Origin of the sequence: Sphingomonas lenta, assembly GCF_002288825.1 — a bacterium.
Taxonomy (GTDB): domain Bacteria; phylum Pseudomonadota; class Alphaproteobacteria; order Sphingomonadales; family Sphingomonadaceae; genus Sphingomonas; species Sphingomonas lenta.
Genome location: NZ_NSLI01000004.1, coordinates 459,911 through 481,813 on the forward strand (window position 1 = coordinate 459,911; position 21,903 = coordinate 481,813).

The 21,903-nt window shown below is 69.8% G+C and carries 18 protein-coding genes; 7 read left to right on the forward strand and 11 right to left on the reverse strand.

What is annotated here, in order from left to right:
• Positions 1 to 20: 20 nt before the first annotated feature.
• Positions 21 to 1,346, forward strand: coding sequence for a sensor histidine kinase (locus CKY28_RS14410; protein ID WP_095999047.1), 1,326 nt, complete (start codon positions 21 to 23; stop codon positions 1,344 to 1,346).
• Positions 1,347 to 1,509: 163 nt separating this feature from the next.
• On the opposite strand, the gene CKY28_RS14415 is transcribed toward CKY28_RS14410, so the two are convergent.
• Positions 1,510 to 2,502 carry an LLM class flavin-dependent oxidoreductase gene (locus CKY28_RS14415; RefSeq protein ID WP_095999048.1) on the reverse strand — a complete coding sequence of 331 codons (993 nt, stop codon included), beginning with the start codon at positions 2,500 to 2,502 and terminating at the stop codon, positions 1,510 to 1,512.
• Positions 2,503 to 2,562: 60 nt separating this feature from the next.
• On the opposite strand from CKY28_RS14415, the gene CKY28_RS14420 reads away from it, so the two are divergent.
• Together CKY28_RS14420 and dapD are read left to right on the forward strand one after the other, a co-directional pair.
• Complete coding sequence (locus CKY28_RS14420; protein ID WP_095999049.1) at positions 2,563 to 3,231, forward strand: pyrimidine 5'-nucleotidase; 669 nt, start codon at positions 2,563 to 2,565, stop codon at positions 3,229 to 3,231.
• Complete coding sequence (dapD, locus tag CKY28_RS14425; RefSeq protein WP_095999050.1) at positions 3,228 to 4,043, forward strand: 2,3,4,5-tetrahydropyridine-2,6-dicarboxylate N-succinyltransferase; 816 nt, start codon at positions 3,228 to 3,230, stop codon at positions 4,041 to 4,043. The genes CKY28_RS14420 and dapD overlap by 4 nt, the downstream gene beginning before the upstream one ends.
• A gap of 52 nt (positions 4,044 to 4,095) precedes the next feature.
• On the opposite strand, the gene CKY28_RS19120 is transcribed toward dapD, so the two are convergent.
• Both CKY28_RS19120 and CKY28_RS14435 read right to left on the reverse strand, forming a co-directional pair.
• On the reverse strand, positions 4,096 to 5,673 hold the full coding sequence (locus tag CKY28_RS19120) for a choice-of-anchor L domain-containing protein (RefSeq protein ID WP_095999051.1): 1,578 nt from the start codon (positions 5,671 to 5,673) through the stop codon (positions 4,096 to 4,098).
• 275 nt (positions 5,674 to 5,948) lie between these two features.
• The gene (locus CKY28_RS14435) at positions 5,949 to 6,425 is read right to left on the reverse strand and encodes a P-loop nucleotide/nucleoside kinase family protein (RefSeq protein ID WP_217989591.1); all 477 of its coding nucleotides are present in this window, start codon (positions 6,423 to 6,425) and stop codon (positions 5,949 to 5,951) included.
• A 163-nt stretch (positions 6,426 to 6,588) separates the two neighbouring features.
• On the opposite strand from CKY28_RS14435, the gene glpX reads away from it, so the two are divergent.
• The 3 genes from glpX to CKY28_RS14450 all read left to right on the forward strand — a co-directional run bounded on the left by glpX (position 6,589) and on the right by CKY28_RS14450 (position 10,189).
• On the forward strand, positions 6,589 to 7,560 hold the full coding sequence (gene glpX / locus CKY28_RS14440; protein ID WP_095999053.1) for a class II fructose-bisphosphatase: 972 nt from the start codon (positions 6,589 to 6,591) through the stop codon (positions 7,558 to 7,560).
• A complete protein-coding gene (locus CKY28_RS14445) occupies positions 7,560 to 8,264 on the forward strand; it encodes a CPBP family intramembrane glutamic endopeptidase (protein ID WP_095999054.1) in 705 nt (234 codons plus the stop codon). The genes glpX and CKY28_RS14445 overlap by 1 nt, the downstream gene beginning before the upstream one ends.
• A gap of 113 nt (positions 8,265 to 8,377) precedes the next feature.
• Positions 8,378 to 10,189: a CocE/NonD family hydrolase gene (locus CKY28_RS14450; RefSeq protein WP_095999055.1), complete on the forward strand. Its 1,812-nt coding sequence runs from the start codon at positions 8,378 to 8,380 to the stop codon at positions 10,187 to 10,189.
• Between the two features lie 122 nt (positions 10,190 to 10,311).
• On the opposite strand, the gene CKY28_RS14455 is transcribed toward CKY28_RS14450, so the two are convergent.
• The 5 genes from CKY28_RS14455 to CKY28_RS14475 form a co-directional block, all read right to left on the reverse strand.
• A complete protein-coding gene (locus CKY28_RS14455) occupies positions 10,312 to 11,073 on the reverse strand; it encodes an ABC transporter permease (protein ID WP_095999056.1) in 762 nt (253 codons plus the stop codon).
• Positions 11,070 to 11,999, reverse strand: coding sequence for an ABC transporter ATP-binding protein (locus CKY28_RS14460; protein WP_095999057.1), 930 nt, complete (start codon positions 11,997 to 11,999; stop codon positions 11,070 to 11,072). Before CKY28_RS14460 ends, CKY28_RS14455 begins: the two co-directional genes overlap by 4 nt.
• The gene (locus CKY28_RS14465; protein ID WP_245841853.1) at positions 11,996 to 12,700 is read right to left on the reverse strand and encodes a DsbA family protein; all 705 of its coding nucleotides are present in this window, start codon (positions 12,698 to 12,700) and stop codon (positions 11,996 to 11,998) included. The genes CKY28_RS14460 and CKY28_RS14465 overlap by 4 nt, the downstream gene beginning before the upstream one ends.
• Positions 12,697 to 14,040 carry a M48 family metalloprotease gene (locus CKY28_RS14470; protein WP_095999058.1) on the reverse strand — a complete coding sequence of 448 codons (1,344 nt, stop codon included), beginning with the start codon at positions 14,038 to 14,040 and terminating at the stop codon, positions 12,697 to 12,699. Before CKY28_RS14470 ends, CKY28_RS14465 begins: the two co-directional genes overlap by 4 nt.
• Before the next feature lie 351 nt (positions 14,041 to 14,391).
• Positions 14,392 to 17,202: an Rne/Rng family ribonuclease gene (locus CKY28_RS14475; protein WP_095999254.1), complete on the reverse strand. Its 2,811-nt coding sequence runs from the start codon at positions 17,200 to 17,202 to the stop codon at positions 14,392 to 14,394.
• Positions 17,203 to 17,719: 517 nt separating this feature from the next.
• On the opposite strand from CKY28_RS14475, the gene CKY28_RS14480 reads away from it, so the two are divergent.
• Positions 17,720 to 18,892 carry an N-acetylmuramoyl-L-alanine amidase gene (locus tag CKY28_RS14480; protein WP_095999059.1) on the forward strand — a complete coding sequence of 391 codons (1,173 nt, stop codon included), beginning with the start codon at positions 17,720 to 17,722 and terminating at the stop codon, positions 18,890 to 18,892.
• Here CKY28_RS14480 and argB read toward each other — a convergent pair.
• The 3 genes from argB to prfB all read right to left on the reverse strand — a co-directional run bounded on the left by argB (position 18,889) and on the right by prfB (position 21,878).
• Entirely contained in the window at positions 18,889 to 19,803 is a 915-nt protein-coding gene (argB, locus tag CKY28_RS14485; protein ID WP_095999060.1) for an acetylglutamate kinase, read from the reverse strand. The genes CKY28_RS14480 and argB overlap by 4 nt on opposite strands.
• Positions 19,804 to 19,867: 64 nt before the next feature.
• Positions 19,868 to 20,602 carry a class I SAM-dependent methyltransferase gene (locus tag CKY28_RS14490; protein ID WP_095999061.1) on the reverse strand — a complete coding sequence of 245 codons (735 nt, stop codon included), beginning with the start codon at positions 20,600 to 20,602 and terminating at the stop codon, positions 19,868 to 19,870.
• 148 nt (positions 20,603 to 20,750) lie between these two features.
• Positions 20,751 to 21,878, reverse strand: coding sequence for a peptide chain release factor 2 (gene prfB, locus CKY28_RS14495; protein ID WP_095999062.1), 1,128 nt, complete (start codon positions 21,876 to 21,878; stop codon positions 20,751 to 20,753).
• Positions 21,879 to 21,903: the final 25 nt, after the last annotated feature.

Sequence of the window (21,903 nt, forward strand, 5' to 3'; positions counted from 1 at the left end):
CGGGCTCCCTCTCCCGCCGCATGATCCTGACCGCGGCGGCGTGGATCTCGCTGCTGCTGTTCGGCGGAGGGTTCGCGCTCGACCGAGTGCTGACCCAGGCGGTCACCGCGAACTTCGACGGGCAGCTCGAATATGTTCTCCAGTCGCTGCTCCTCACCTCGGAGGTGGGGCCGGACGGCGAGATCGTGTTCAACCGCGAGCCCGCCGACCAGCGTTTCCTGGAGCCCGGATCAGGCGCCTATTGGCAGGTGTCGGCCAAGGGACGCGACGCGTTCCCGTCGCGCTCGTTGTGGGACCGGCAGCTGGCGTACGGGCGCGAGCACAACGACCGCGAGATCCATGTCTACGACAGCGCGCAGTTTCCCGAAGAGAAGCTGCGCATCGCCGAACGCGACGTGACCCTGCCCGGCTCGCCCGTGGTCTGGCGTTTCCAGGTGGCGCAGAACCGGGACGCGCTGGACGCGCAGATCGAGACGCTCCGGCGCACGCTGGTGCGCTCCTTCGCGCTGCTGGCGCTGGGGCTCATCATCCTGGCGGCGCTGCAGACGCTCTACGGACTGTGGCCGCTGCGGCGCGTGCGCGAGGAGATCGCTCGCTTACGCGCGGGCGCGTCGAACCGGATCAGCGCGCCCATGCCCAACGAGGTCGCGCCGCTCGTCGAGGAGCTGAACGCGCTCGTCGAGCACAACGAGCGTCAGGCGGAGGAGGCCAGGCGGCACGCGGGCAATCTCGCCCACGCGTTGAAGACGCCGCTCACCGTCATCATGAACGCCGCCACCGCCAACGCGGACGACCTGGCCGAGACGGTGGTGCGCGAGGCGACGACGATGCGCCGCCAGGTCGACCACCACCTCGCCCGCGCCCGCGCGGTGGGCCGCCGCGGCTCCGCGCACAGCCGCGCGGACGTGTGGCCGAGCCTGGAGTCGGTCGAGCGCGCGGTGGCCCGCCTCTACCGCCACGTCCGCATCGACATGGACGGGCCCAAGGACAAGGAAGGCGAGCGCAAGCTGCAGGTCCATGTCGAGCGGCAGGACCTGGACGAGATGCTGGGCAACCTGATCGAGAACGCCGCGAAATACGGCGGCGGCAGCGTGTTCGTGACGGTGCGCGAGCAGGCGGGCTTCGTCGAGTTCCTCGTCGAGGATGACGGGCCGGGTATCCCCGAGGAGGAACGCTCGCGCATCTTCGACCGCGGCGTGCGCCTGGATACGGGCAAGCCGGGGACGGGCCTGGGGCTGGCGATCGTGCGCGATGTAGCGGAGATCTACGGCGGCACGGTGGCGCTGGAGGAGAGCGAGGACCTGGGCGGGTTGCTGGTGCGGTTACGGATGCCGGCGGCGAACTGAAGCTACATCATTCCTTCCCCGCAACGCAGTTACGGGGGAGGGGGACCGCTCGCGTAGCGAGTGGTGGAGGGGGGTACAGCGCGATGCCGCATCCCGTTATTCCCCCTCCACCAGCCTTCGGCTGGTCCCCCTCCCCCGCTGTGAGCGGGAGAGGAACATAGAATTAGGCCGCTAGCTTCAGCTCCTCAAACACCCCCGCCGTGATCGCCAGCGACCGCTTGCGCGCCTCGTGGTCGTAGATGGCGCTCGCCACCATCACCTCGTCCACGCCCGTGCGCTCCACGAACGCGGCGAGGCCGCGGGCCACCGTCGCGGGGGAGCCGACGGCCGAGCATTGCAGCACATGGTCGAGGATCGCGCGGCCCTGATCGCCCAGGCTGTCGCGATAGCCCTCGACCGGCGGCGGGAGCTGGCGGGGGTTGCCGGTCCTGAGCGCCACGAACGCCTGCTGCTGCGAGCTGGCGAGGAGCTCCGCCTCGGCGTCCGTCTCCGCGGCGAAGACGTTGAAGCCGGCCATGGCGTGGGGCTGAGCGAGCGTCGCCGACGGCCGGAAGTCGCGACGATAGAGGTGGAGCGCCATGTCGAGCGCGTCCGGCGCGAAGTGGGACGCGAAGGCGAAGGGCAGGCCCAGCGCGGCCGCGAGCTGCGCGCCGAACAGGCTGGAGCCCAGAATCCACATCTCGGGGCTGGCCCCCGCGCCCGGGGTGGCGCGGATCGGGCCCTCGCCGGCGAAGTAGGCCTGCAATTCCAAGACGTCGCGCGGGAAGTCGTTGGGATCGCTGTCGAGGGTACGCCGCAGTGCGCGCGCCACTCGCTGGTCCGACCCCGGCGCGCGGCCTAGCCCTAAGTCGATGCGGCCGGGAAACAGCGCGTCGAGCGTGCCGAACTGCTCGGCGATGACGAGCGGGGCGTGGTTGGGCAGCATGATCCCGCCCGCACCGATGCGGATGGCCCGCGTCGCCTGGCCGACATGCGCGATCACCACCGCCGTCGCGGCGGACGCGATGCCGCTCATGCCGTGATGCTCGGCGACCCAGTAGCGGTGGAAGCCGAGCGCCTCGGCGTGGGCGGCGAGGTCGGCGGCGTTCGCCAGCGCGCGGCCGACGCTGCCGCCCTCGACGACGGGAACGAGGTCCAGGAAGGAAAGGCGGGTCATGCGCCTAAAGGTAGGAAGGCGATTGCCCCGGCGGGAGGGTCCGCTTAGAGCGCGCCTCCCATGATCGAAGCGCTCGCCCATATCCGCACCTGGATCTTCGATCTCGACAACACGCTCTACCCGGCGCGCTGCAACCTGTTCGAGCATATCGACCGGCGCATGACCGCCTATGTCGCGCGCCTGCTCGACGTGGACGAGGTGGAGGCGCGGCGCGTGCAGAAGATGTACTTCCACGGCCACGGCACGACGCTGGCCGGGCTGATGGCCGACCACGGCGTCGACCCGCACGCGTTCCTGGCCGACGTGCACGACATCGAGATGGACGTGCTGGAGGAGGACGCGCCGCTCGCCGCCGCGATCGCCAGGCTGCCCGGCCGCAAGCTGGTCTTCACCAACGGCGACAAGCCCTATGCGCTGAAGGTGCTCGACCGGCTGGGGCTGGGCGGCAGCTTCGAGGGCGTGCACGACATCCACGCGATGGACCTCGTCCCCAAGCCCGAAGCGCGCGCCTACCGGTCGCTCTGCGACGCGTTCGACGTCGATCCGACGGCCGCGCTGTTCGTCGAGGACATGGCGCGCAACCTCAAGCCCGCCAAAGCGATCGGCATGACCACCGTCTGGGTCGATAACGGCTCGGAGCAGGCGCCCGGCGACGCGGACGTGAGCTTCATCGATTATACCATCACCGAGCTCGCCCCTTGGCTGGACGAGATACAGGAGCCCGCATGACCGACCTCGAGCGCTTGATCGACGCCGCCTGGGAGAACCGCGCCGAGCTGGGGCCGCAGACCATGGGCGAGACGCGGCTCGCCGTCGAGCGCGCGCTGGCGATGCTCGATGCGGGAGAGGCGCGCGTGGCGGAGTCGGACGGGCAGGGCGGCTGGCGCGTCAACCAGTGGCTCAAGAAGGCGGTGCTGCTGAGCTTTCGGCTCAACGACAACGTGCTGATCGACAACGGCCCGGGTGCTGGCCACTGGTTCGACAAAGTGCCGTCTAAGTTCAGCGGCTGGTCGGAGGCCGAGTTCAAGGCCGCCGGCTTCCGCGCGGTGCCGGGCTCGATCGTTCGGCGCGGCGCATTCGTGGGCCGCGGCGCGGTCTTGATGCCGAGCTTCGTCAACATCGGCGCCTATGTGGGCGAGGGGACGATGGTCGACACCTGGGCGACGGTGGGCTCCTGCGCGCAGATCGGCGCGAACGTCCACATCTCCGGTGGGGCGGGCATCGGCGGCGTGCTGGAGCCGCTCCAGGCCGACCCCGTCATCATCGGCGACGGCGCGTTCATCGGCGCGCGGTCGGAGGTCGCGGAGGGCGTGCGCGTCGGCGAGGGCGCGGTGCTCTCCATGGGCGTTTACCTCGGTGCGTCGACCAAGATCGTCGACCGCGAGACGGGCGAGGTCCATCGGGGCCAAGTGCCGCCCTATTCGGTGGTCGTGCCAGGCTCGACCGGCGCGAACCCCGGCCTCTACTGCGCGGTGATCGTGAAGAAGGTGGACGCGCAGACCCGGTCCAAGACGAGCATCAACGAGTTGCTGCGCGACTGAGAGGCATCTGTAGCGATGGGGAGGGCCGGTCGATCCGGCCCTCCCCGTGCCGTCAGACCGGCATCGTATCGTCGCCGGGTATGACCGAGCCCAACCCCGCCGAGGAGCCCAGGCGGCTGTAGACGTAGTAGGTGACGCCGTCCGCCACGTACGACCCATCATATTCGAGCGCGCGGACCGCCTTGTTGCCCTGGTCGGTGATCCCGATCGTGCCGCCGCCCGCGAGGTCGAGCAGCTTGTTCGCGCCGAAGGTGATCACGCCGTCCTTGTTGCTGTCGAAGATGCGGACGTTGGTGACCAGCACGTCGTTCATGTCGAAGTCGGTGATCCGGTCCTTGCCCGTCGACCCCGCGGTCGCGTCGAAGAAGAACACGTCCGCGTCCGCGCCGCCGGACAGCTGATCGTCGCCCGCGCCGCCGTCCAGGTAATCGCGGCCCGCGCCGCCGCGCAGCGCGTCGCCGCCCGCGCCGCCGGACAGCGCGTCCGACCCGCCGAGCCCGGTGAGCGTGTCCGCGCCGAGGCCGCCCGTGATGTAGTCCAGGCCCTCGGTGCCCGTGATCGCGTCCGCGCCGTCGGTGGCCGGCGCCAGCAGCTCCAGCGTGACCGACGTGCCGGCGGAGGTCGACGCGATCTTGACCGTGGAGTTGGGCGCCGGGTCGGCCAGCGTGATCTCCGTGTCGAAGTCGCCGTCGCCGTCCGTGTCTAGCTGGAGGCGGAGCGAGCCGAGCTCGAGATTGACGTCGAGCTCGGAGAAGAAGCTGTCCTCGACGAAGATCTGATCGAGTTCGTCGAAGAACTGGATGACGGCGTTGTTCAGGTCGGACGCCGTACCCTCGAAGATGAAGTTGCTCTCGCTGGCGTCGTAGGTGCCGCCCGACGTGACCTCGACCTCCTGGAAGGTGCCGCCCACGTCCGACCCCGACGGCCGGATGTTCGAGATGAACAGGCCGGAGTCGAGGCTGCGGTCGCCCGTGTCGGCGACGCCGATCTTGATGACGTTGACGCCGAGCGTCACCGGCACGAGGATCGTCTGGCTGGCGACGACGCCGTCATATTGGATGGCTAGGGCGCCGTCCGCGTTGTTGATGAAGTTGCCGAGTTCTTCGTTCTTGTCGATCACCGACAGGGGCGTCGTCACGTCGCCGTTGATCAGCGCGTAGTTCCTGGCGTCGCCGCCCGTCCCCGTCCAGACCGCGCCGATGTCGACGAAGTCGCTGCTGGAGAACTCCGGATACTCCTCGGACCCGAAGGTGATGTCGAACGACAAGGACTTCACCGACGGATCGGTGACTGTGAAGGTCAGCGTCAGCACGGTCGCGTCCAGCGTCACGCCCGAACCGCTGAACGCCGCTTGGGCGAACGCCGTGAGGTCGCCGTCGCCGCCCAGCCCGTTGTTCGTGGTGCGACCGCTCGCCGTGTTCGACCGTTCCGGATTTCCGGAACCGGACGAGATCAGCACACCGCGCGTCAGCGTCAGCTCGGACGACAGCGCGAGCGAGTCGAACAAACCCACCGCGCCCAACGTGCCCGTCAACTCCAGCGAGGTCAGCTGAAAACCGCTGCCTGCAGGTGTCAAATAATCCTTGATCTCGTTAACGTTCGTCGGCGCGGTGATCACATCTTCCGCCATGCCCAGCCTCCCTGTTTTGCGGTGGTTTGCTGCGGCCCGATCTTATTTTTGCGCTCCTCTGACATGGGTGGGACCCGGCTGTCACCATTGATGATCGTTGTTGTAAATAATTCCAGAACAACTGTCCCATTCCGTTCCAGAGCCGCCGAATGTTTTCATCGTTGACGGATCATCTTCCCCTTACCGGCAGCCGCAGGGGCGGATTCGGCGCCTTCAACGTCGGCCATTCTCAGCGCTGCCCGTGACGAAGTACGTCGCGGCGCATTTCCGGGCGCTCAACGGCGGATGATCGCGCCCTCGGCCTCCGTCGGCGGCTCGAAATAGCGGGTGATCTCGTCGAACTGCGCGCGGGTCATGCGGTAGGGGTGCAGGCCCTCCCGGTTGCGGGCGCGCAGGCGCTCCCAGCAAGCCTCGTCGGACAGGTCGAGCCAGTAGAGCCGGTGCTCCGCGCCCGCCTCCTCCGCGATCCCGCGCATCCAGAGGCGCGTCTCGGCGGTGTTGGCGGGCCAGTCGAGCACGACCGAGAGGCCGGCGCGGAGCAGCTGGACGAGGTGCGGCCCCATCGCGGCGCGCAGGCGGGACACGTGGCGGATGTAATCGTCCACCGTCCGCATCTCCGGGTAGAGCGCCGCCATCCACGGGTCCTGCGCGACGAGGATCGTGCCCGGCGCCCGCGCCAGCTCGGCCGAGAGCGTGGACTTGCCGGCGGCCGCCTTGCCGCAGAGCGTGTGGAGGATGGGGCGGTCGCTCATTTGATTTCCGTTCATGCTAAGCTTGTCGAAGCTCTGTCCTTCTTACCGCCCGCACGAAGAAGAACAGCCCTTCGACAAGCTCAGGGCGAACGGAAGCGGGGAAGCCCGGTCTTGCCCCTGACACCCCCGGCCCCTATCGCCGCGCTCGAACAGGGGAGATCGCATGACCGTGGAAACCGAAAACGTCCTCGACCGCGTGCTCGTGCTCGAGATGGTGCGCGTGACCGAGGCCGCGGCGATCGCCGCCGCGACGCTCGTCGGGCGCGGCGACGAGAAGGCCGCCGACGCCGCCGCCGTGGAGGCGATGCGCGAGGCGCTGAACGAGCTGCCGATCGACGGCACGGTGGTGATCGGCGAAGGCGAGCGCGACGAGGCGCCCATGCTCTATATCGGCGAGAAGGTCGGCTCCGCGCAGGGCGACGGTCCCGCGATCGACATCGCGTTGGACCCGCTGGAGGGCACCACCATCACCGCCAAGGCGGGGCCGAACGCGCTCGCCGTGCTCGCCATCGCCGAGGCCGGCGGGCTCCTGAACGCGCCCGACGTGTACATGGACAAGCTGGCGGTGGGGCCGGGGCTGCCCGACGGCGTCATCGACCTCGACCGCTCGCCTTCGGAGAACATCCGCGCCATCGCGGAGGCGAAGGGCGTGCGGCCGCAGGACATCACGGCGTGCGTGCTCGACCGACCGCGCCACGAGAAGCTGATCGCGGAGTTGCGGAGCCTCGGCTGCGGCATCATGCTGATCCCCGACGGCGACGTGGCGGGCGTGATCGCGACGACCAACCCGGACACGACGATCGACGTCTATATGGGATCGGGCGGCGCGCCGGAGGGCGTGCTGGCCTGCGCGGCGCTGCGCTGCGTCGGTGGGCAGTTCAAGGGCCGGCTGCTGTTCCGCAACGAAGACGAGCGCGCCCGCGCGCATCGTTGGGGCATCGAGGACCTCGACCGGCAGTACGACCTGAACGACCTGGCGAAGGGCGACGTGATCTTCGCGGCCACGGGCGTGACCGACGGCTCGCTGCTCGACGGCGTCAAGCGGCGCGGCGGCGTGATGACGACCGAGTCGGTCGTGATGCGCGCCTCGTCGGGCACGGTGCGCTGGGTCCGCGGAGAGCATCGCGTCGGCTGATGCTCGCGGCCGCGCTGCTCGCGGCGGCGCTGATCCAGCTGGGACTGCGCGTCGCCGGGCGGTCGAGCCTCGCCGCGCAGCTGCTGCCGATGCGCGGGCGCGCGCCGTTCGCGGTCTGGGCGGGGCGGCTCTGGCTCTCCTTCGCGATCCCCGCGCTCGCCGCGCTGCTGCTGATCGGGCGGGACGAGGCGTTGTCGAGCCTGCCCGCCGAACTCGCGCCCGCGGCGGCGCTGGCGCGGAGCTACGGGCGGTTCGAGGCGTGGCCGATCCTGCTCGGCTTGGCGCTCGGGTCGGTGCTGGCGGCGGGCTTGAGCTGGTGGCGGCAGCGGCGCGGCAGGCGGGCCTTCTACCTGGGCCGACCGCCGCGCCTGCCATCGTCCGCGCGCGAGCTGCCTGCGGCCGCCCTATTGGCGGTATCGGCGGGGGTGACGGAGGAGCTGTACTTTCGGCTGATGCTGCCGCTGTTGATCGCGCTGGTGACCGGCTCGGCGCTGCTGGGCGTGGGCATATCGGCGCTGCTGTTCGGCGCGGCGCACCGTTACCAGGGCTGGGTGGGCGTGGTCGCGACGGGCCTGGTCGGTCTGTTCCTGTCGGTCGTGCACCTGGCGAGCGGCGACCTGTGGCTCGCGATGGCGTGCCACGCCACGATCGACCTGAACGCGCTGGTGGTGCGGCCGGCGCTGGGCTTCCAACGTCAGAGGTGATCGATCCACATCTTCCGTTCGTCTCGAGCCCGGTCGAGAGACGGATGCGGACGGTGTCGCGTGGATCGTTTCTCGACTAGGCTCGAAACGAACGGAGAGGGAGGGGAGTTCGAATGCGCAAGTTTACGATCGCGCTGCTGGCCGCGGCCGGCTTCGTACCGGCCTATGCCCAGACGCCCGCGCCAGCCCCGGCGCAGGCCGCGGCGGAGTCGCCCTTCACCGTCACCGAGGTGATGATCCCGATGCGCGACGGGGCGAAGCTGCACACCGTCATCACCGCGCCGCGGAACGCCACCGGACCGCTGCCCGTCCTGTTCAGCCGCACGCCCTACGGCGTCCGGACCGATGCGCCGCCTACTGTCCCGCGGAGCTGGGCGGCGCTGGCGAAGGACGGCTACATCTTCGTCAACCAGTCGATGCGCGGGCGGTTCAAATCAGACGGCGTGTTCACGCTGTCGACCGCCGTCGGCCAGGGCGCGACCGACGAGGCGACCGACGCCTACGACTCGATCGACTGGCTCGTGAAGAACGTGCCCGGCAATTCGGGCAAGGTCGGCATGTGGGGCATCAGCTATCCCGGCTTCACCGCCGCGGTCGCGCTCGCCCGGCCGCATCCGGCGCTGAAGGCGGTGAGCCCGCAGGCGGCGTGGACCGACTATTGGCTCAACGACGACCTGCACCGCTACGGCGCGCTGCGCCTGAGCTACGCGACCGATTGGCTCTACCTGCTGCAGAAGAACAAGGAGAACGCGGAGTTCTCCTATGACGAGAAGGACGCGTACGACTGGTTTCTGAAGCAAGGCCCCGTCGAGAACATCGACAAGCAGCACTTCCGCGGTGCGGTGCCGATGTTCACCAGCCTGCTAGAGCACCCGAATCACGATGCGTTCTACAAGCGCCAGGACTGGTCCAAGTCGCTCGGGCGTACGACGGTGCCGACGCTCAACGTCACGGGATACTGGGATCAGGAGGACCCCTGGGGCAGCTGGCGCATCCACGAGACGCAGCAGCGGAACGACCCCGACAACCTGGCGGTGATGGTCGCCGGCCCGTGGAGCCACGGTTATTGGAGCCGGTTCCAGGGCACGAACCTCGGCCGCATCGACTATGGCGTGAACTCGACGGGGCAGTTCCTGGAGGAGGTGCAGGCGCCGTTCTTCGCCTACTGGCTGCACGGCCGCGGGGCCAAGCCCGACTACGAACTCAAGAGCTTCCAGAGCGGGTCGTGGACCTGGAAGAGCTACCCGCGCTGGCCGATCGCGGCCGCGCAGCGCGACCTGTACCTGCGCGCTGACGGGACGCTCGGCTTCGAGCGGGGCGGGGAGGGGTGCCGCTCCTACGTCTCCGACCCCGCCGATCCGGTGCCCTACCGCCCGCGGCCGATTTCGACCGGCTTCGGGCCCGAGTGGCAGTGGTGGGAGGCTGAGGACCAGCGCTACCTGTCCGGCCGCAAGGACGTGCTGAGCTGGGTCGGCGCGCCGCTGACGGAGGACCTGACGGTCACGGGCCAGGTGCTGGGGCGGCTGCTCGCGTCGACCAGCGGCACCGACAGCGATTTCGTCGTCAAGCTGATCGATGTCTTCCCCGACGGCTACAAGGGAGCGGACGGCGCGGACCTCGGCGGCTACCAGCTGCCGGTCGCGATGGAGATCCGGCGGGGTAAGTTTCTGACCAGCGGCGAGCGGCCGCAGGCGCTCCGCCCCAACCGCGTCGTCACCTGGGACGTGCCGCTGCGCGAGCGCGACCACGTCTTCAAGCGCGGCCACCGGCTGATGGTGCAGGTGCAGTCGAGCTGGTTCCCGGTGATCGACAGGAACCCGCAGACCTTCGTCCCCAACATCGCCCGCGCGCGGCCCGAGCAGTTCGTGAAAGCCACGCAGCGCGTATGCGCGGGGTCGAAGGTGGTGCTGCCGCTAGTTAAGTAGCGCGAGGGCCGACCCACCCTCTTCCGTTCGTTTCGAGCCTAGTCGAGAAACGCTCCAGGCGACCCCGTCGGAACCGCTTCTCGACTAGGCTCGAAGCGAACGAGGGAAGGGGTGCACGCGGGTCAGTTCTTCAGCCGCCAGCCCGTCCGGAAGATCCACGCCACCACGCCCATGCACGCGACGAGGAACACCGCCGTCACCGCGAGGCTCACACCCACAGCCACGTCGCCCCGGTCGAAGAAGCTCCAGCGGAAGCCGGAGACGAGGTAGACGACCGGGTTGAACAGGCTCACCGTCCGCCACGGCTCCGGCAGCATGTCGATCGAATAGAACGCACCGCCGAGGAAGGTGAGCGGCGTGATGAGCAGCGCGGGCACGAACTGGAGCTGCTCGAAGCCTTTTGCCCAGATGCCGATGATGAAGCCGAACAGGCTGAACGCCACCGACGTGAGCAGCAGGAAGCCGATCATCGCGCCCGGATGCGCGATCGGCAGCGGCACGAACAGCGCGGCGGTGGCGAGGATCACGAGGCCGAGCACCACCGACTTGGTCGCCGCCGCGCCGACATAGCCCAGCACCATCTCGAACGCGGAGACGGGCGCGGACAAGAGTTCGTAAATCGTGCCGGTGAACTTGGGAAAGTAGATGCCGATCGACGCGTTGCCGATCGACTGCGTCAGCAGCGACAGCATGATCAGCCCCGGCACGATGAAGCTGCCGTATCCGACGCCGTCCACCGCCTGCATGCGGCTGCCGATCGCGCCGCCGAAGACGATGAAGTAGAGCGACGTCGTCAGAACGGGCGTGACGAGGCTCTGCCACAGCGTCCGCAGCGCGCGCGCCATCTCGAAGCGGTAGATCGCCCAGACGCCGTGCCAATTCATGCCCGCGCCTCGACCAGGTCGACGAAGATGTCCTCGAGGCTCGACTTGGACGTCTCCAGGTCCTTGAACGCGATCCCTAGCTCGTTCAGCCGACGCAGCAGCGACGGGATGCCGGTACGCTCGGCGGTGGCGTCGAAGGTGTAGCGGAGTCGCCGGCCCTCATCGTCGAGCGTGAGGTGCCAGTCGGCAAATTCGGGGGGTACCTCGCTCATCGGCTCGACCAACGCCAAGTCGAGCTCGCGCTTGCCGAGCTTGTTCATCAGCGCGGCCTTGTCCTCGACCAGCAGCAGCTCGCCCTTGTTGATGACGCCGACGCGGTCGGCCATCTCCTCCGCCTCCTCGATATAATGGGTGGTGAGGATGATGGTGGTCCCGCCCTCGCGCAGGCGGTGGACGAGCCGCCACATGTCGCGGCGCAAGGCGACGTCGACGCCCGCCGTGGGCTCGTCGAGGAACAGGATGTCGGGCTCGTGGCTCAAAGCTTTGGCGATGAGCACGCGGCGCTTCATGCCGCCCGACAGCTCCATGATGCGGCTGTTCCGCTTGTCCCAGAGCGACAAGTCACGCAGCAGCTGCTCGATGTAGCCGCTATGCCCCGACCGCCCGAACAGCCGGCGCGAGAAGGTGACGGTCGCGAGCACTGTCTCGAACGCGTCCGTCGACAGCTCCTGCGGCACGAGCCCGATGCGCCGGCGCGCATGCTTATAGTCGCGGACGATGTCGTGGCCCTCCACGGTCACCGTGCCCGCCGACGGCGTCACGATGCCGCAGATGACGGAGATCAGCGTCGTCTTGCCCGCGCCGTTCGGCCCCAAGAGCGCGAAGATCTCGCCGCGGCGGATGTCGAGGTCGACGGGTTTGAGCGCGACCGTGCCGCCCTTGTACGTCTTGGTGACCCCGCGGACGGACAGGATCGCGTCGCTCACGCCTCCCGCCGCGCTTCCGCGATGGCGCGCTGGAGGCGCTCGACGCTCTGGCCGCCGATCAGGACCTGGTCGCCCACGACCCAGCTCGGCACGCCGGTGACGCCCAGCTCGCCCGCGATCTGGAGGTTGCGCGCGATCTCCGCGTCGGCCGACTTGTCCTGCGCGGGCACCGTGACGCCCGCGCTGCGCGCCGCCGCCGCGATCGACTCAGGGCTGACGCGCCCGCCTCCGAACAGCGCGTTGTGGAACGGCGCGAAGCGGTTCGCGCGGGCGGCCGCCAGGCTGGCGCGCGCGGCGTCGCGGCTCGACTCCGCCAGCACGGGCAGCTCTCGAAACACGACCTTGAGGTTCGGATCGCGGCGGATCAGCTCCTGCACGACGGGCAGGTTCGCGCGGCAGATACCGCAATTATAGTCGTAGAACTCGACCAGCGTGACGTCGCCGTTCGGGTTGCCCATGAACGCGCCCGCATAGGCCTTGGTGACGCCGTCGCCCGCGGTCGCGACCGCCTTGGCCTGCTCGCGCTGCTGGAGCCGTTCCATGGCTTGCGGAAGGATCTCGGGATTGGCGAGGAGGTACTCGCGCACCACGCCCTCGATGCGCGCGCGTTCGGCCGGCGCGGCGCCGCCCGCGGCCCACATCGCGCCCGCGCCGCCCAGCGCGCCGACAATGCCGACCAGAGCCAGCGTCAGCGCCTTCACCGGCGCTTCCGCTCGTCGCTGATGGCGTTGCCCGCGGTCATGGCGATGTCCTGCGCGCGGATCCAGTCGCTGCTGTTCGCGGGGATGTTCGCCATGGCGAAGCGCGCGCGGGCGACGGCGGTGCGGCTGTCGCCCATCATGCTCGCGCGCTCGGCGGTGGCGAGCGCCGCGCGCGCGCTGTCGCCCGTCAGCTCGTACACGGTGCCGAGCTGGTACCAGGCGAACGGGTTCTGGTCGTCGCGCGCGACCGCGGTGCGCAGCACGCGCACGGCTTCCGGATAGTTGGCGCGGTTCTCCGTCGCGATCAGCGCGTGGCCGAAGGTCGTCGCGATGAGCGGGTTGTTGCGCGAGCCCTCCGTCGCGGCGCGCAACGGTGCCAGCGCCTCGGCGGGGCGGCCGGACTCGAGCAGGATCTGACCCTTCACCTCCAGGAAATAGGGGTCGTTCGGCTGCTTCGCCACCAGCGCGTCCGCTTCGGCGTTCGCTTTCGCGGGATGGCCCGCCTTGTGCCAGGCATAGGCGCGGGCGTAGCGGGCGTAGACCGAGTTGTCGCTCTCCGGATATTCGCGCAGCGTCCGCTCGGGCGTGTTGACGTAACCGGCGAGCTTCGCGCGGACGCGGCGGAAGCGCTCCTCTATCGCGGCGTCGGACGGCTTGTTCCACGCGGGCGAGGCCTGGAGCGTCTCGGTCAAGGTCGCGATGCGCTCGCCGGACGTCGGGTGGCTCAGCATGAAGCTGTCCTTGCGCGTGATGCCGTAGCGGTATTCCTGCTTCTGCAGCTTGCCGAAGAAGGTGAGGTAGCCCTTGCCGGTGATGCCGGCCGTCTGGAGGTAGCGCGCGCCCGCGGCGTCGGTGGACGCTTCCTGCTGGCGCGAAAAGGCGAGGAGGTTGCCCATCGCCGCCTGCTGGCCGGCCGCCAGGATGCCCGCGCCCGCCTCGCCGCCGCCCGCCGCGATCGCGGCCAAGCCCAGCACCATCGTCAGCAGCGAGATGCCCGTCGCGCCGGAGAACATGCGGTCGGACAGGGGCACGTGCCCGCCGGTGATGTGGCCCAGCTCGTGGGCGATCACGCCCTGCACCTCGTTCGCGCTGTCGGCGGCCTGGATCGTGCCCGAGTTGACGTACACGATCTGACCGCCGGCGACGAAGGCGTTCACCGCCTCGTCGTTGATCAGCACGATCTTGACGTCGCGCGGGCTCAGGCCCGCGGCCGTGATCAGCGGGGCCGACATGTCGTGGAGGAGCGCTTCCGTCTCCGCGTCGCGTAGGATGGACTGCGCCCAGGCGGGCTGGGCCGAGAGGAGCACGGCGGCGGCGAACAGGCCAAGGAAACGCTTCATCGGGTCACCCGGTGATGGTGGCAGGCGGGGCGGAGGATGGCACAGCCGGGTTTACGAAATCTGCGCGCGTTGTGCGAGCCCCGAAGGCCGACGCTCTGGGTGGTCCACGGTGAACCGCGGGTGAAGCCCTTCTATTCCTCCCCCGTAACGCAGTTGCGGGGGAGGGGGACCGCTCGCGTAGCGAGTGGTGGAGGGGGGCGTAGGCCGATCAGCGACAAGCCGGGGGCTTGTCGCCGGCCGGAGCCGGCCTGCGGGACGCAGGCCGTGGGCGATGCCGCATCCCGTAGCTTCCCCTCCACCAGCCTGCGGCTGGTCCCCCTCCCCCGCTGAAGCGAGGGAGGATTTTAGGAGTTAAGCCCCGAACGTCCGCTGCCACCAGCCGCGACGCGGCGGGGGGGCTTCGGCCTGCGGCGTGTCGGGCGCGGTCTCCGGCTCGACCACGCCGTCTTGCGCGGCCTGGAGCGTCGCGGCTTCCGCCCCGTCATCGCCGCCGCCGTTGCGGTCGTTCGCCGCGTCGGGGGTCGGCGTCGGCTCGGGCGCGGCAGGAGCGGCTTCGGCGTCCGCATCGGCCTTCTTGCGGCGAGTGCGCTTGGGCTTGGCCGCTTCGGCCTCCGGCTCGGGCGTCGTTTCGGCCGGAGCTTCGACCTCGGCGTCCGCCTTCTTGCGGCGCGAGCGCTTCGGCTTGGCCGGCGCTTCCGCCTCCTCGGGCGCGGGCATCTCGACCGTCTCGGCCGGCGCGGCGGCTTCGGCGGCGACGGGCTCGACCTCCGTCGTCACGTCCACCGCGCGCTTGCGGGCGCGGGGGCGGCGCTTGGGCTTGTCCGCGCCGGTGTCGGCTTCCGCGTCGGCGAGGCGCAGCGGGTCGACGACGCGTCCCGCGTCCGCGGCCTCGACGGGCTCTGCGGCGGGACCCTCGGCGGCGACCGCCTCCAGCTCCGCATCCTCCGCGCCCGTGTCGGCGGGCGCGCCGGCCTCCGGCAGCTCGTCCGGCGTCTCGGCGTCGGCGGCGGCCGTCAGCTGATCGCCGCGACCTCCGCGCCGGCGGCGACCGCCGCGGCGACCGCGCCGGCGGCGGCCCTCGCCGTCGTCGGATTGCAGAACCTCGACCGCCTCGGGCCGGGCTTCCTCGTCGGCGGCTTCGTCGGACGGGACGTCGGTCGCTTCCGCATCCGACCCGTCACCGGCGGGCGCTTCCTCCCGATCCCGGCCGCGCCGTCCGCGGCGACGGCGGCGACGCTTGCCGCGACCGCCTTCGTCCGCGCCCTCGGCGCGCTCCTCGCGCCGCTCGGGCCGGGCCGCCTGTTCGGCCTCCTCGACCTCCAGCTCGTCCTCGTCCTCCTCGATCTCCTCGGGGATGTCGTCGAAATCGTCCTGGATCGGCGCCTCGAACTTGGGCGCGTGCGCGGGCGGCGGGCCGGACGCCTCGACCGACATGCGCGCGCCCTCCTGCTCGCCGTCGGAGAAGATCTCGACGGACACGCCGTAGCGGTCCTCGATCTCCGCGATGTCGCCGCGCTTCTTGTTGAGGACGTAGAACGCCGCCTCCTGGCTCGCGCGCAGCGTCAGGCACGAGCCGCGACCGCGCGCGGCCTCGTCCTCGAGCAGCCTGAGCGCCGACAGGCCGGCGGACGAGGCGGTGCGCACCAGCCCCGTGCCCTCGCAATGCGGGCACTGGCGCGTGGACGCCTCCAGCACGCCCGTGCGCAGGCGCTGGCGGCTCATCTCCATGAGGCCGAACGAGCTGATGCGGCCGACCTGGATGCGGGCGCGGTCGTTCTTCAGCGCCTCCTTCATCGCCTTTTCGACCTTTCGGACGTTGGATCCGTTGTCCATGTCGATGAAGTCGATGACGACGAGGCCCGCCATGTCGCGCAGGCGCAGCTGCCGCGCGATCTCCTGTGCGGCCTCCAGGTTCGTCGCGGTCGCCGTCTGCTCGATATTGTGCTCGCGCGTCGAGCGGCCGGAGTTGATGTCGATCGAGACCAGGGCCTCGGTCGGGTTGATGACGAGGTAGCCGCCCGACTTCAGCTGCACCACCGGGTGGTACATGGCCGCCAACTGGTCCTCGACATGCGCCCGCTGATAGAGCGGGATCGGGTCCGAGTAGTGCTTGATGCGGCGCACATGGCTCGGCATCAGCATCTTCATGAACTCGCGGGCCTGGCGGTAGCCGTCCTCGCCCTCGACGATGATCTCGTCGATGTCGCGGTTGTAGATGTCGCGGATCGCGCGCTTGATGAGGTCGCTGTCGCCGTAGATCAGCGCGGGCGCCGCGGACTGGAGCGTCTTCTCGCGGATGCCGTCCCACAGGCGCGCCAGATAGTCGAAGTCGCGCTTGATCTCGGTCTTGGTGCGCTGGAGCCCCGCGGTGCGCACGATGCAGCCCATGCTCGGCGGCAGCTGCAGATCGGCCATGATCGCCTTCAGGCGCTTGCGGTCGGCGGCGTTGGAGATCTTGCGGCTGATGCCCCCGCCATGGCTGGTGTTGGGCATGAGCACGCAGTAGCGCCCCGCCAGCGACAGGTAGGTCGTCAGCGCTGCGCCCTTGTTGCCGCGCTCCTCCTTCACGACCTGGACGAGCAGCACCTGGCGGCGGCGGATCACGTCCTGGATCTTGTAACGGCGGCGCAGATTCATGCGACGCTGGCGCAGCGCCTCCACCTGGTCGTCGCCGTTCGAGCGGCGCTTGGGACGGGCGTCACCCTCGGCGGCCTCCTCGTCGCGCCCGTCTTCCGGCTCGTCGTCGTGATCGTCGCCCGAGGTGCCCCCCTCGTCACCGTCGGCGTCCTCGTCGCGCTCGACTTCCTCGACCTCGCCCCCATGCTCGTCGGCGTCCGCGTCGTCTTCCGCGTCGAGGTCGGCGCGGAGGGCGGCCTCCTCGGCGGCGTGCTCGGCCTCCTCGCGGAGCAGCGCCTCGCGATCCTCCTTGGGGATCTGGTAATAGTCGGGGTGGATCTCGGAGAAGGCCAGGAAGCCGTGGCGGTTGCCGCCGTAGTCGACGAACGCCGCCTGCAGCGACGGTTCGACCCGCGTGACCTTGGCTAGGTAGATGTTCCCCTTGAGCTGCTTGCGCTCGGCGCTCTCGAAATCGAACTCTTCGATCCGGTTACCCTTGACGACCGCGACCCGGGTCTCTTCCCGGTGGCGCGCGTCGATCAGCATGCGTGTCGTCATGAATGGAACTCCACGCGCGCAGCCGCTCGGAGGGGGGCCGCGCGCGACGTGGGGCGGCGGGCGGAAGCCCGGCCGCGGAAGTGGAAGGAAACGCCTCTGCCCGCGACGCACGGCGGGGCGTCCGGCCCCGCTGCTCCCCGCCCACGCTCCCGCCGGCGGGAGCCGGACTGGCAAGCGGAAGGGGATAATGCGTCATGCGAGCGTCAACCTGTCTGGCCGGGACTTGCAAGGTCCGGGCCGATTGGGCCCAGCGGGTCGCGGCACGAGGACCGCGCGCGACACATTGGTGCACGTGGCGACGTAGCATCGCGGCGGCGTCATCGCAACCGGCAGGACCTTGCCGCGTCGTCGGCGAGAACTTGCCTAAGCCCGCGTTAACCTTGCCCCGAAACCCTGTTTTGGCCCTCCGGACCTAGGGTGATCCCGGCGATCACCTTGATCGATGGGGGTTTTCTTGAGGGCTTTTCGCTGGACCGGCGCGTATCCGTCGCGGCATGGTGCGCGCATGTTTCCGCTCGGTCTCCTCGCGGTGATCACGCCCGCGCCCGCGCTCGCGTCGACCGTGGAGCGCGTGGTGGTCGAGAAGGGGCGGATCGTGCTGCGCTTCGACGAGGCGGTGGAACGCGCGGCGGCGTTCGTGCTCGACGGCCCGCGCCGGATCGCGGTGGACGTGGCGGGCGTCGAGCCGGGCCGCGTGGCGGAGGCGGGCGGGCCGGTGTCGGCGATCCGCCAGGGGCTGCGGGCGAAAGGCACGCGCGTCGTGTTCGACCTCGCCGCGCCGGCCACCGTCACCGCCGGCTCGTTCGGGGAGAACGGCCGCGAGCTGACGCTGACGCTCAAGGAGGTCGACGCCAAGCGCTTCGCCCGCGCCAGCGCGCAGGGGCCGCTCAGCTTCCTCGGCCTCGGCGCATCCAAGCCCAAATACAAGGTCACCCAACCCGTCCCGAAGCCCAAGCGCCTGAAGCTGCCGGAGGTGAAGGGCGACGAGAGCCGCCCGCTCGTGGTGATCGACGCAGGCCACGGCGGCGTCGACCCGGGCGCGCTCGGGCCCGACGGCGCCCGCGAGAAGGACGTGACGCTGCGCATCGCCAAGGCGATCCGCGACGAGCTGCTCCAGAGCGGGCGGGTGCGCGTGGCGCTGACGCGGAGCGACGACCGCTTCCTGGTCCTGCGCGAACGCTACGGTATCGCGCGGCGGCTCAAGGCCGACCTGTTCATCTCCGTGCACTGCGACGCCGCCGGCCACCCGGACGCGACGGGGGCGAGCGCTTATACTTTGTCCGAGGTGGCGTCCGACAAGGAGGCCGCCCGCCTCGCCGCGCGTGAGAACAAGGCGGACGTGATCGCGGGCGTGAACTTGGGCGAGGCGCCGCGCGAGGTGCACGATATCCTGATTGACCTGGCGCAGCGCGAGACGATGAACATCTCCGCCGGCTTCGCCCGCCTGCTGGGACGCGAGGCCAAGCCGCTGATCCCGACCAAGGACGTGTTCCACCGCATGGCGTCCCTAATGGTGCTGAAAGCCCCCGACATGCCCAGCGTGTTGTTCGAGACGGGGTACATCTCGAACCCCAAGGACGCCGAGTTCCTCGGCAGCGAAGAGGGCCGCGAGAAGGTCGCGGAGAGCGTGCGGCGCGCGGTGGAGGTCCACTTCGCCCGCCGATTGGCGGCGCGCTAAGCCTTCGGCGAGCTCCTGCGCACCAGCGTGCCCGCGCCGCGGCGGGTGAAGATCTCGAGCAGCATGGCGTGCGGCACGCGGCCGTCGAGGATGACGGCGGCGTCCACCCCCGCCTCGACTGCGGCGACGCAGGTCTCGAGCTTGGGGATCATGCCGCCGGAGATGGTGCCATCCTCGCGCAATCGCCCGATGTCGGCGGGGGTGAGGTCGGTCATGAGCTCTCCCGCCTTGTCGAGCACGCCCGCCACGTCCGTCAGCAGGAAGAAGCGCGCCGCACCGAGCGCGCCGGCGATCGCGCCCGCCATGGTGTCGGCGTTGATGTTGTAGGTGTGGCCGTCCCGGCCGAGGCCGATCGGCGCGATTACGGGGATGATGCCGTCGCCGATCAGCGAGTCGACGATGCGGCGGTCGACCGCCACCGGCTCGCCGACGAAGCCCAGGTCCACGCGGCGCTCGATGCCGCGGTTCGGGTCGGCGTCGCGGCCGCCGACCTTCTCGGCGGTGACCAGCCCTGCGTCCTTGCCCGATATGCCCACCGCGCGCCCGCCCGCCTGGCCGATCCAGCCGACGATCTCCTTATTGATCGAGCCCGCCAGCACCATCTCGGCGATCTGCGCCGTCTCCGCGTCCGTCACGCGCAGGCCGTCGACGAAGCGGCTCTCGACGCCGAGGCGCTTCAGCATCGAGCCGATCTGCGGCCCGCCGCCGTGCACCACCACCGGGTTGATGCCGACCGCCTTCAGGAGGACCATATCCTCCGCGAAGTCGCGCTGGCGCTCCGGGTCGCCCATCGCGTGGCCGCCATACTTCACGACGAAAGTCTCACCCGCATAGCGCTGCAAATACGGCAGCGCCTCGGTCAGCGTCTCCGCCTTGGCGAGCAGGTGGGGATCGGGGCTGTGGTCGGTCATGCCGGCCCGTTAGCCGTCCGTCCCCCGTCCGTCACCCTTCACTCTCGCCTTCCTAGAAAGGAGGCTAGATGCGGCACGCCTTGATCGCGCCGGGCTCCGGCCGCTCGCCGGACGGCTGGAACATCGCCAGGTAACCGCCCGCATTGGGCGTCTCGATGAACGCGGTCTGGCGGTAGCCGACCGCCGCGAACTCGCACCGCAGCAGCGCCGGCGGCGTGCCGTGGTTCTGCGTGGGGCGGTTCGCGTCGACGACGACCACCTGGCCGTCGGCCTTCAGCGAGGGACGCAAGCGCCACAGGAACTCGTAAGGAGCTCCGATCTCGTGGTACATGTGCACCATCATCACGCGGTCGAAGCTGTTGGCGGGCAGCTTGGGATCGGCGGGCTCGCCCAAGCGCACCGACACGTTGTTCAGCCGCTCGCGGATCACGCGCTGGGCTAGCTGGTCGCGGACCTCCGGCATGATGTCCTGCGCCACCACGCGCCCGTTCGCGCCTACCGCGCGCGCGAGGCGGATGGTGTAGTAGCCTTCGCCCGCGCCGATATCGGCGACCGTCATGCCGGGGCGGATCTCGGCGAGCTGCATGACGCGCTCCGACTCGTTCACCCGGTCGCGCGCCTCCTCGGTCGACCAGCGCGACGAGACGATGGTGGCGACCGGCCGGTCGGCGGCGGGGAACGGGCCGGTGTCGACCTTGCGCGTCTCGCGCGCGATCAGCGGCTCCGAGCCGTCGCAGCCGGCGAGGGAGAGGAGGAGGGCGCTTAAGAGCCCGATCTCTTTCTTCGTCACCCCGGACATGGGACCCCAGCGAAGTGATACTTCGCTGGGAGCCCCGTTCCGGGGTCCATCGTGGTGCGAACGATCCCGCCGGAGTGCGCGTCGAACCATGGACCCCGGAACAAGTCCGGGGTGACGGGTGGGGGTAAGGCGCGCGACCCGTACCACTCTACTCCACGTCCTCCACCTGGACCTTCTCGCCCGTCACGCGCTGCGACAGCGCCGCGGCCATGAAGGGGTCGAGGTCGCCGTCTAGCACGTCGCCGGGCGAAGTCGAAGTGACCCCCGTGCGCAGGTCCTTCACCAGCTGGTACGGCTGGAGGACGTAGGAGCGGATCTGGTGGCCCCAGCCGATATCGGTCTTGGTGGCGTTCACCGCGTCCGCCGCCTCCTCGCGCTTGCGGAGCTCGTGCTCGTAGAGGCGCGCGCGAAGCTGGTTGTACGCCTCCGCGCGGTTCTTGTGCTGCGAGCGCTGGTTCTGGCACGCCACCACGATGCCGGTCGGCAGGTGCGTGATGCGCACCGCGGAGTCGGTGGTGTTGATATGCTGCCCGCCAGCGCCCGAGGAGCGGTAGGTGTCGATGCGCAGATCGGACTCGTTGATCTCGACCTCGATATTGTCGTCGATCACCGGATAGACCCAGACCGACGAGAAGCTGGTGTGCCGCCGCGCCGACGAGTCGTAGGGGCTGATGCGCACCAGCCGGTGTACGCCCGATTCCGTCTTGGCGTAGCCGTATGCGTTCTCGCCCTTGAGCAGCAGCGTCGCCGACTTGATGCCCGCCTGCTCGCCCGCGTGATAGTCGATCAGCTCGACCTTGTAGCCGTGGCGCTCGGCCCAGCGCGTGTACATGCGCTGGAGCATCTCGGCCCAATCCTGGGACTCGGTGCCGCCCGCGCCGGCGTTGATTTCGATATAGCTGTCGTTGGCGTCCGCCTCGCCCGCGAGCAGCGCCTTGACCTTGTCCTGCGCGGCGCGCTCGGACAGCTGAGCGAGGGAAGCCACCGCCTCGTCGACCATGGCGTCGTCGCCCTCGGCCTCCGCCATCCCAATCAGCTCGACCGTGTCGGACAGCTCGCTCTCGATGGCGCGCGTGGCGGTGATCGCCTCGTCCAGGCGGCGGCGCTCGCGCATCACCTCCTGCGCGGCCTTGGGGTCGTTCCAGAGCGCTTGGTCCTCGACGCGCGCATTGAGCTCGTCCAAGCGGCGCAGCGCGCGGTCCCAGTCGAGGAAACGGCGGAGAAGCGCGAGCGCGTCGTTGATCTGGTCTACATAAGCCTGCGCTTCGGCGCGCATGTGGTGTTCACCTTCTCAATTCGTC

Excerpts from the sequence above, each read along its gene's own strand:
- CKY28_RS14410 (WP_095999047.1), top strand. The coding sequence starts at position 21 with ATGATCCTGACCGCGGCGGCGTGGATCTCGCTGCTGCTGTTCGGCGGA.
- CKY28_RS14415 (WP_095999048.1), bottom strand. The coding sequence starts at position 2,502 with ATGACCCGCCTTTCCTTCCTGGACCTCGTTCCCGTCGTCGAGGGCGGC.
- CKY28_RS14420 (WP_095999049.1), top strand. The coding sequence starts at position 2,563 with ATGATCGAAGCGCTCGCCCATATCCGCACCTGGATCTTCGATCTCGAC.
- dapD (WP_095999050.1), top strand. The coding sequence starts at position 3,228 with ATGACCGACCTCGAGCGCTTGATCGACGCCGCCTGGGAGAACCGCGCC.
- CKY28_RS19120 (WP_095999051.1), bottom strand. The coding sequence starts at position 5,673 with ATGGCGGAAGATGTGATCACCGCGCCGACGAACGTTAACGAGATCAAG.
- CKY28_RS14435 (WP_217989591.1), bottom strand. The coding sequence starts at position 6,425 with ATGAGCGACCGCCCCATCCTCCACACGCTCTGCGGCAAGGCGGCCGCC.
- glpX (WP_095999053.1), top strand. The coding sequence starts at position 6,589 with ATGACCGTGGAAACCGAAAACGTCCTCGACCGCGTGCTCGTGCTCGAG.
- CKY28_RS14445 (WP_095999054.1), top strand. The coding sequence starts at position 7,560 with ATGCTCGCGGCCGCGCTGCTCGCGGCGGCGCTGATCCAGCTGGGACTG.
- CKY28_RS14450 (WP_095999055.1), top strand. The coding sequence starts at position 8,378 with ATGCGCAAGTTTACGATCGCGCTGCTGGCCGCGGCCGGCTTCGTACCG.
- CKY28_RS14455 (WP_095999056.1), bottom strand. The coding sequence starts at position 11,073 with ATGAATTGGCACGGCGTCTGGGCGATCTACCGCTTCGAGATGGCGCGC.
- CKY28_RS14470 (WP_095999058.1), bottom strand. The coding sequence starts at position 14,040 with ATGAAGCGTTTCCTTGGCCTGTTCGCCGCCGCCGTGCTCCTCTCGGCC.
- CKY28_RS14475 (WP_095999254.1), bottom strand. The coding sequence starts at position 17,202 with ATGCTGATCGACGCGCGCCACCGGGAAGAGACCCGGGTCGCGGTCGTC.
- CKY28_RS14480 (WP_095999059.1), top strand. The coding sequence starts at position 17,720 with ATGTTTCCGCTCGGTCTCCTCGCGGTGATCACGCCCGCGCCCGCGCTC.
- argB (WP_095999060.1), bottom strand. The coding sequence starts at position 19,803 with ATGACCGACCACAGCCCCGATCCCCACCTGCTCGCCAAGGCGGAGACG.
- CKY28_RS14490 (WP_095999061.1), bottom strand. The coding sequence starts at position 20,602 with ATGTCCGGGGTGACGAAGAAAGAGATCGGGCTCTTAAGCGCCCTCCTC.
- prfB (WP_095999062.1), bottom strand. The coding sequence starts at position 21,878 with ATGCGCGCCGAAGCGCAGGCTTATGTAGACCAGATCAACGACGCGCTC.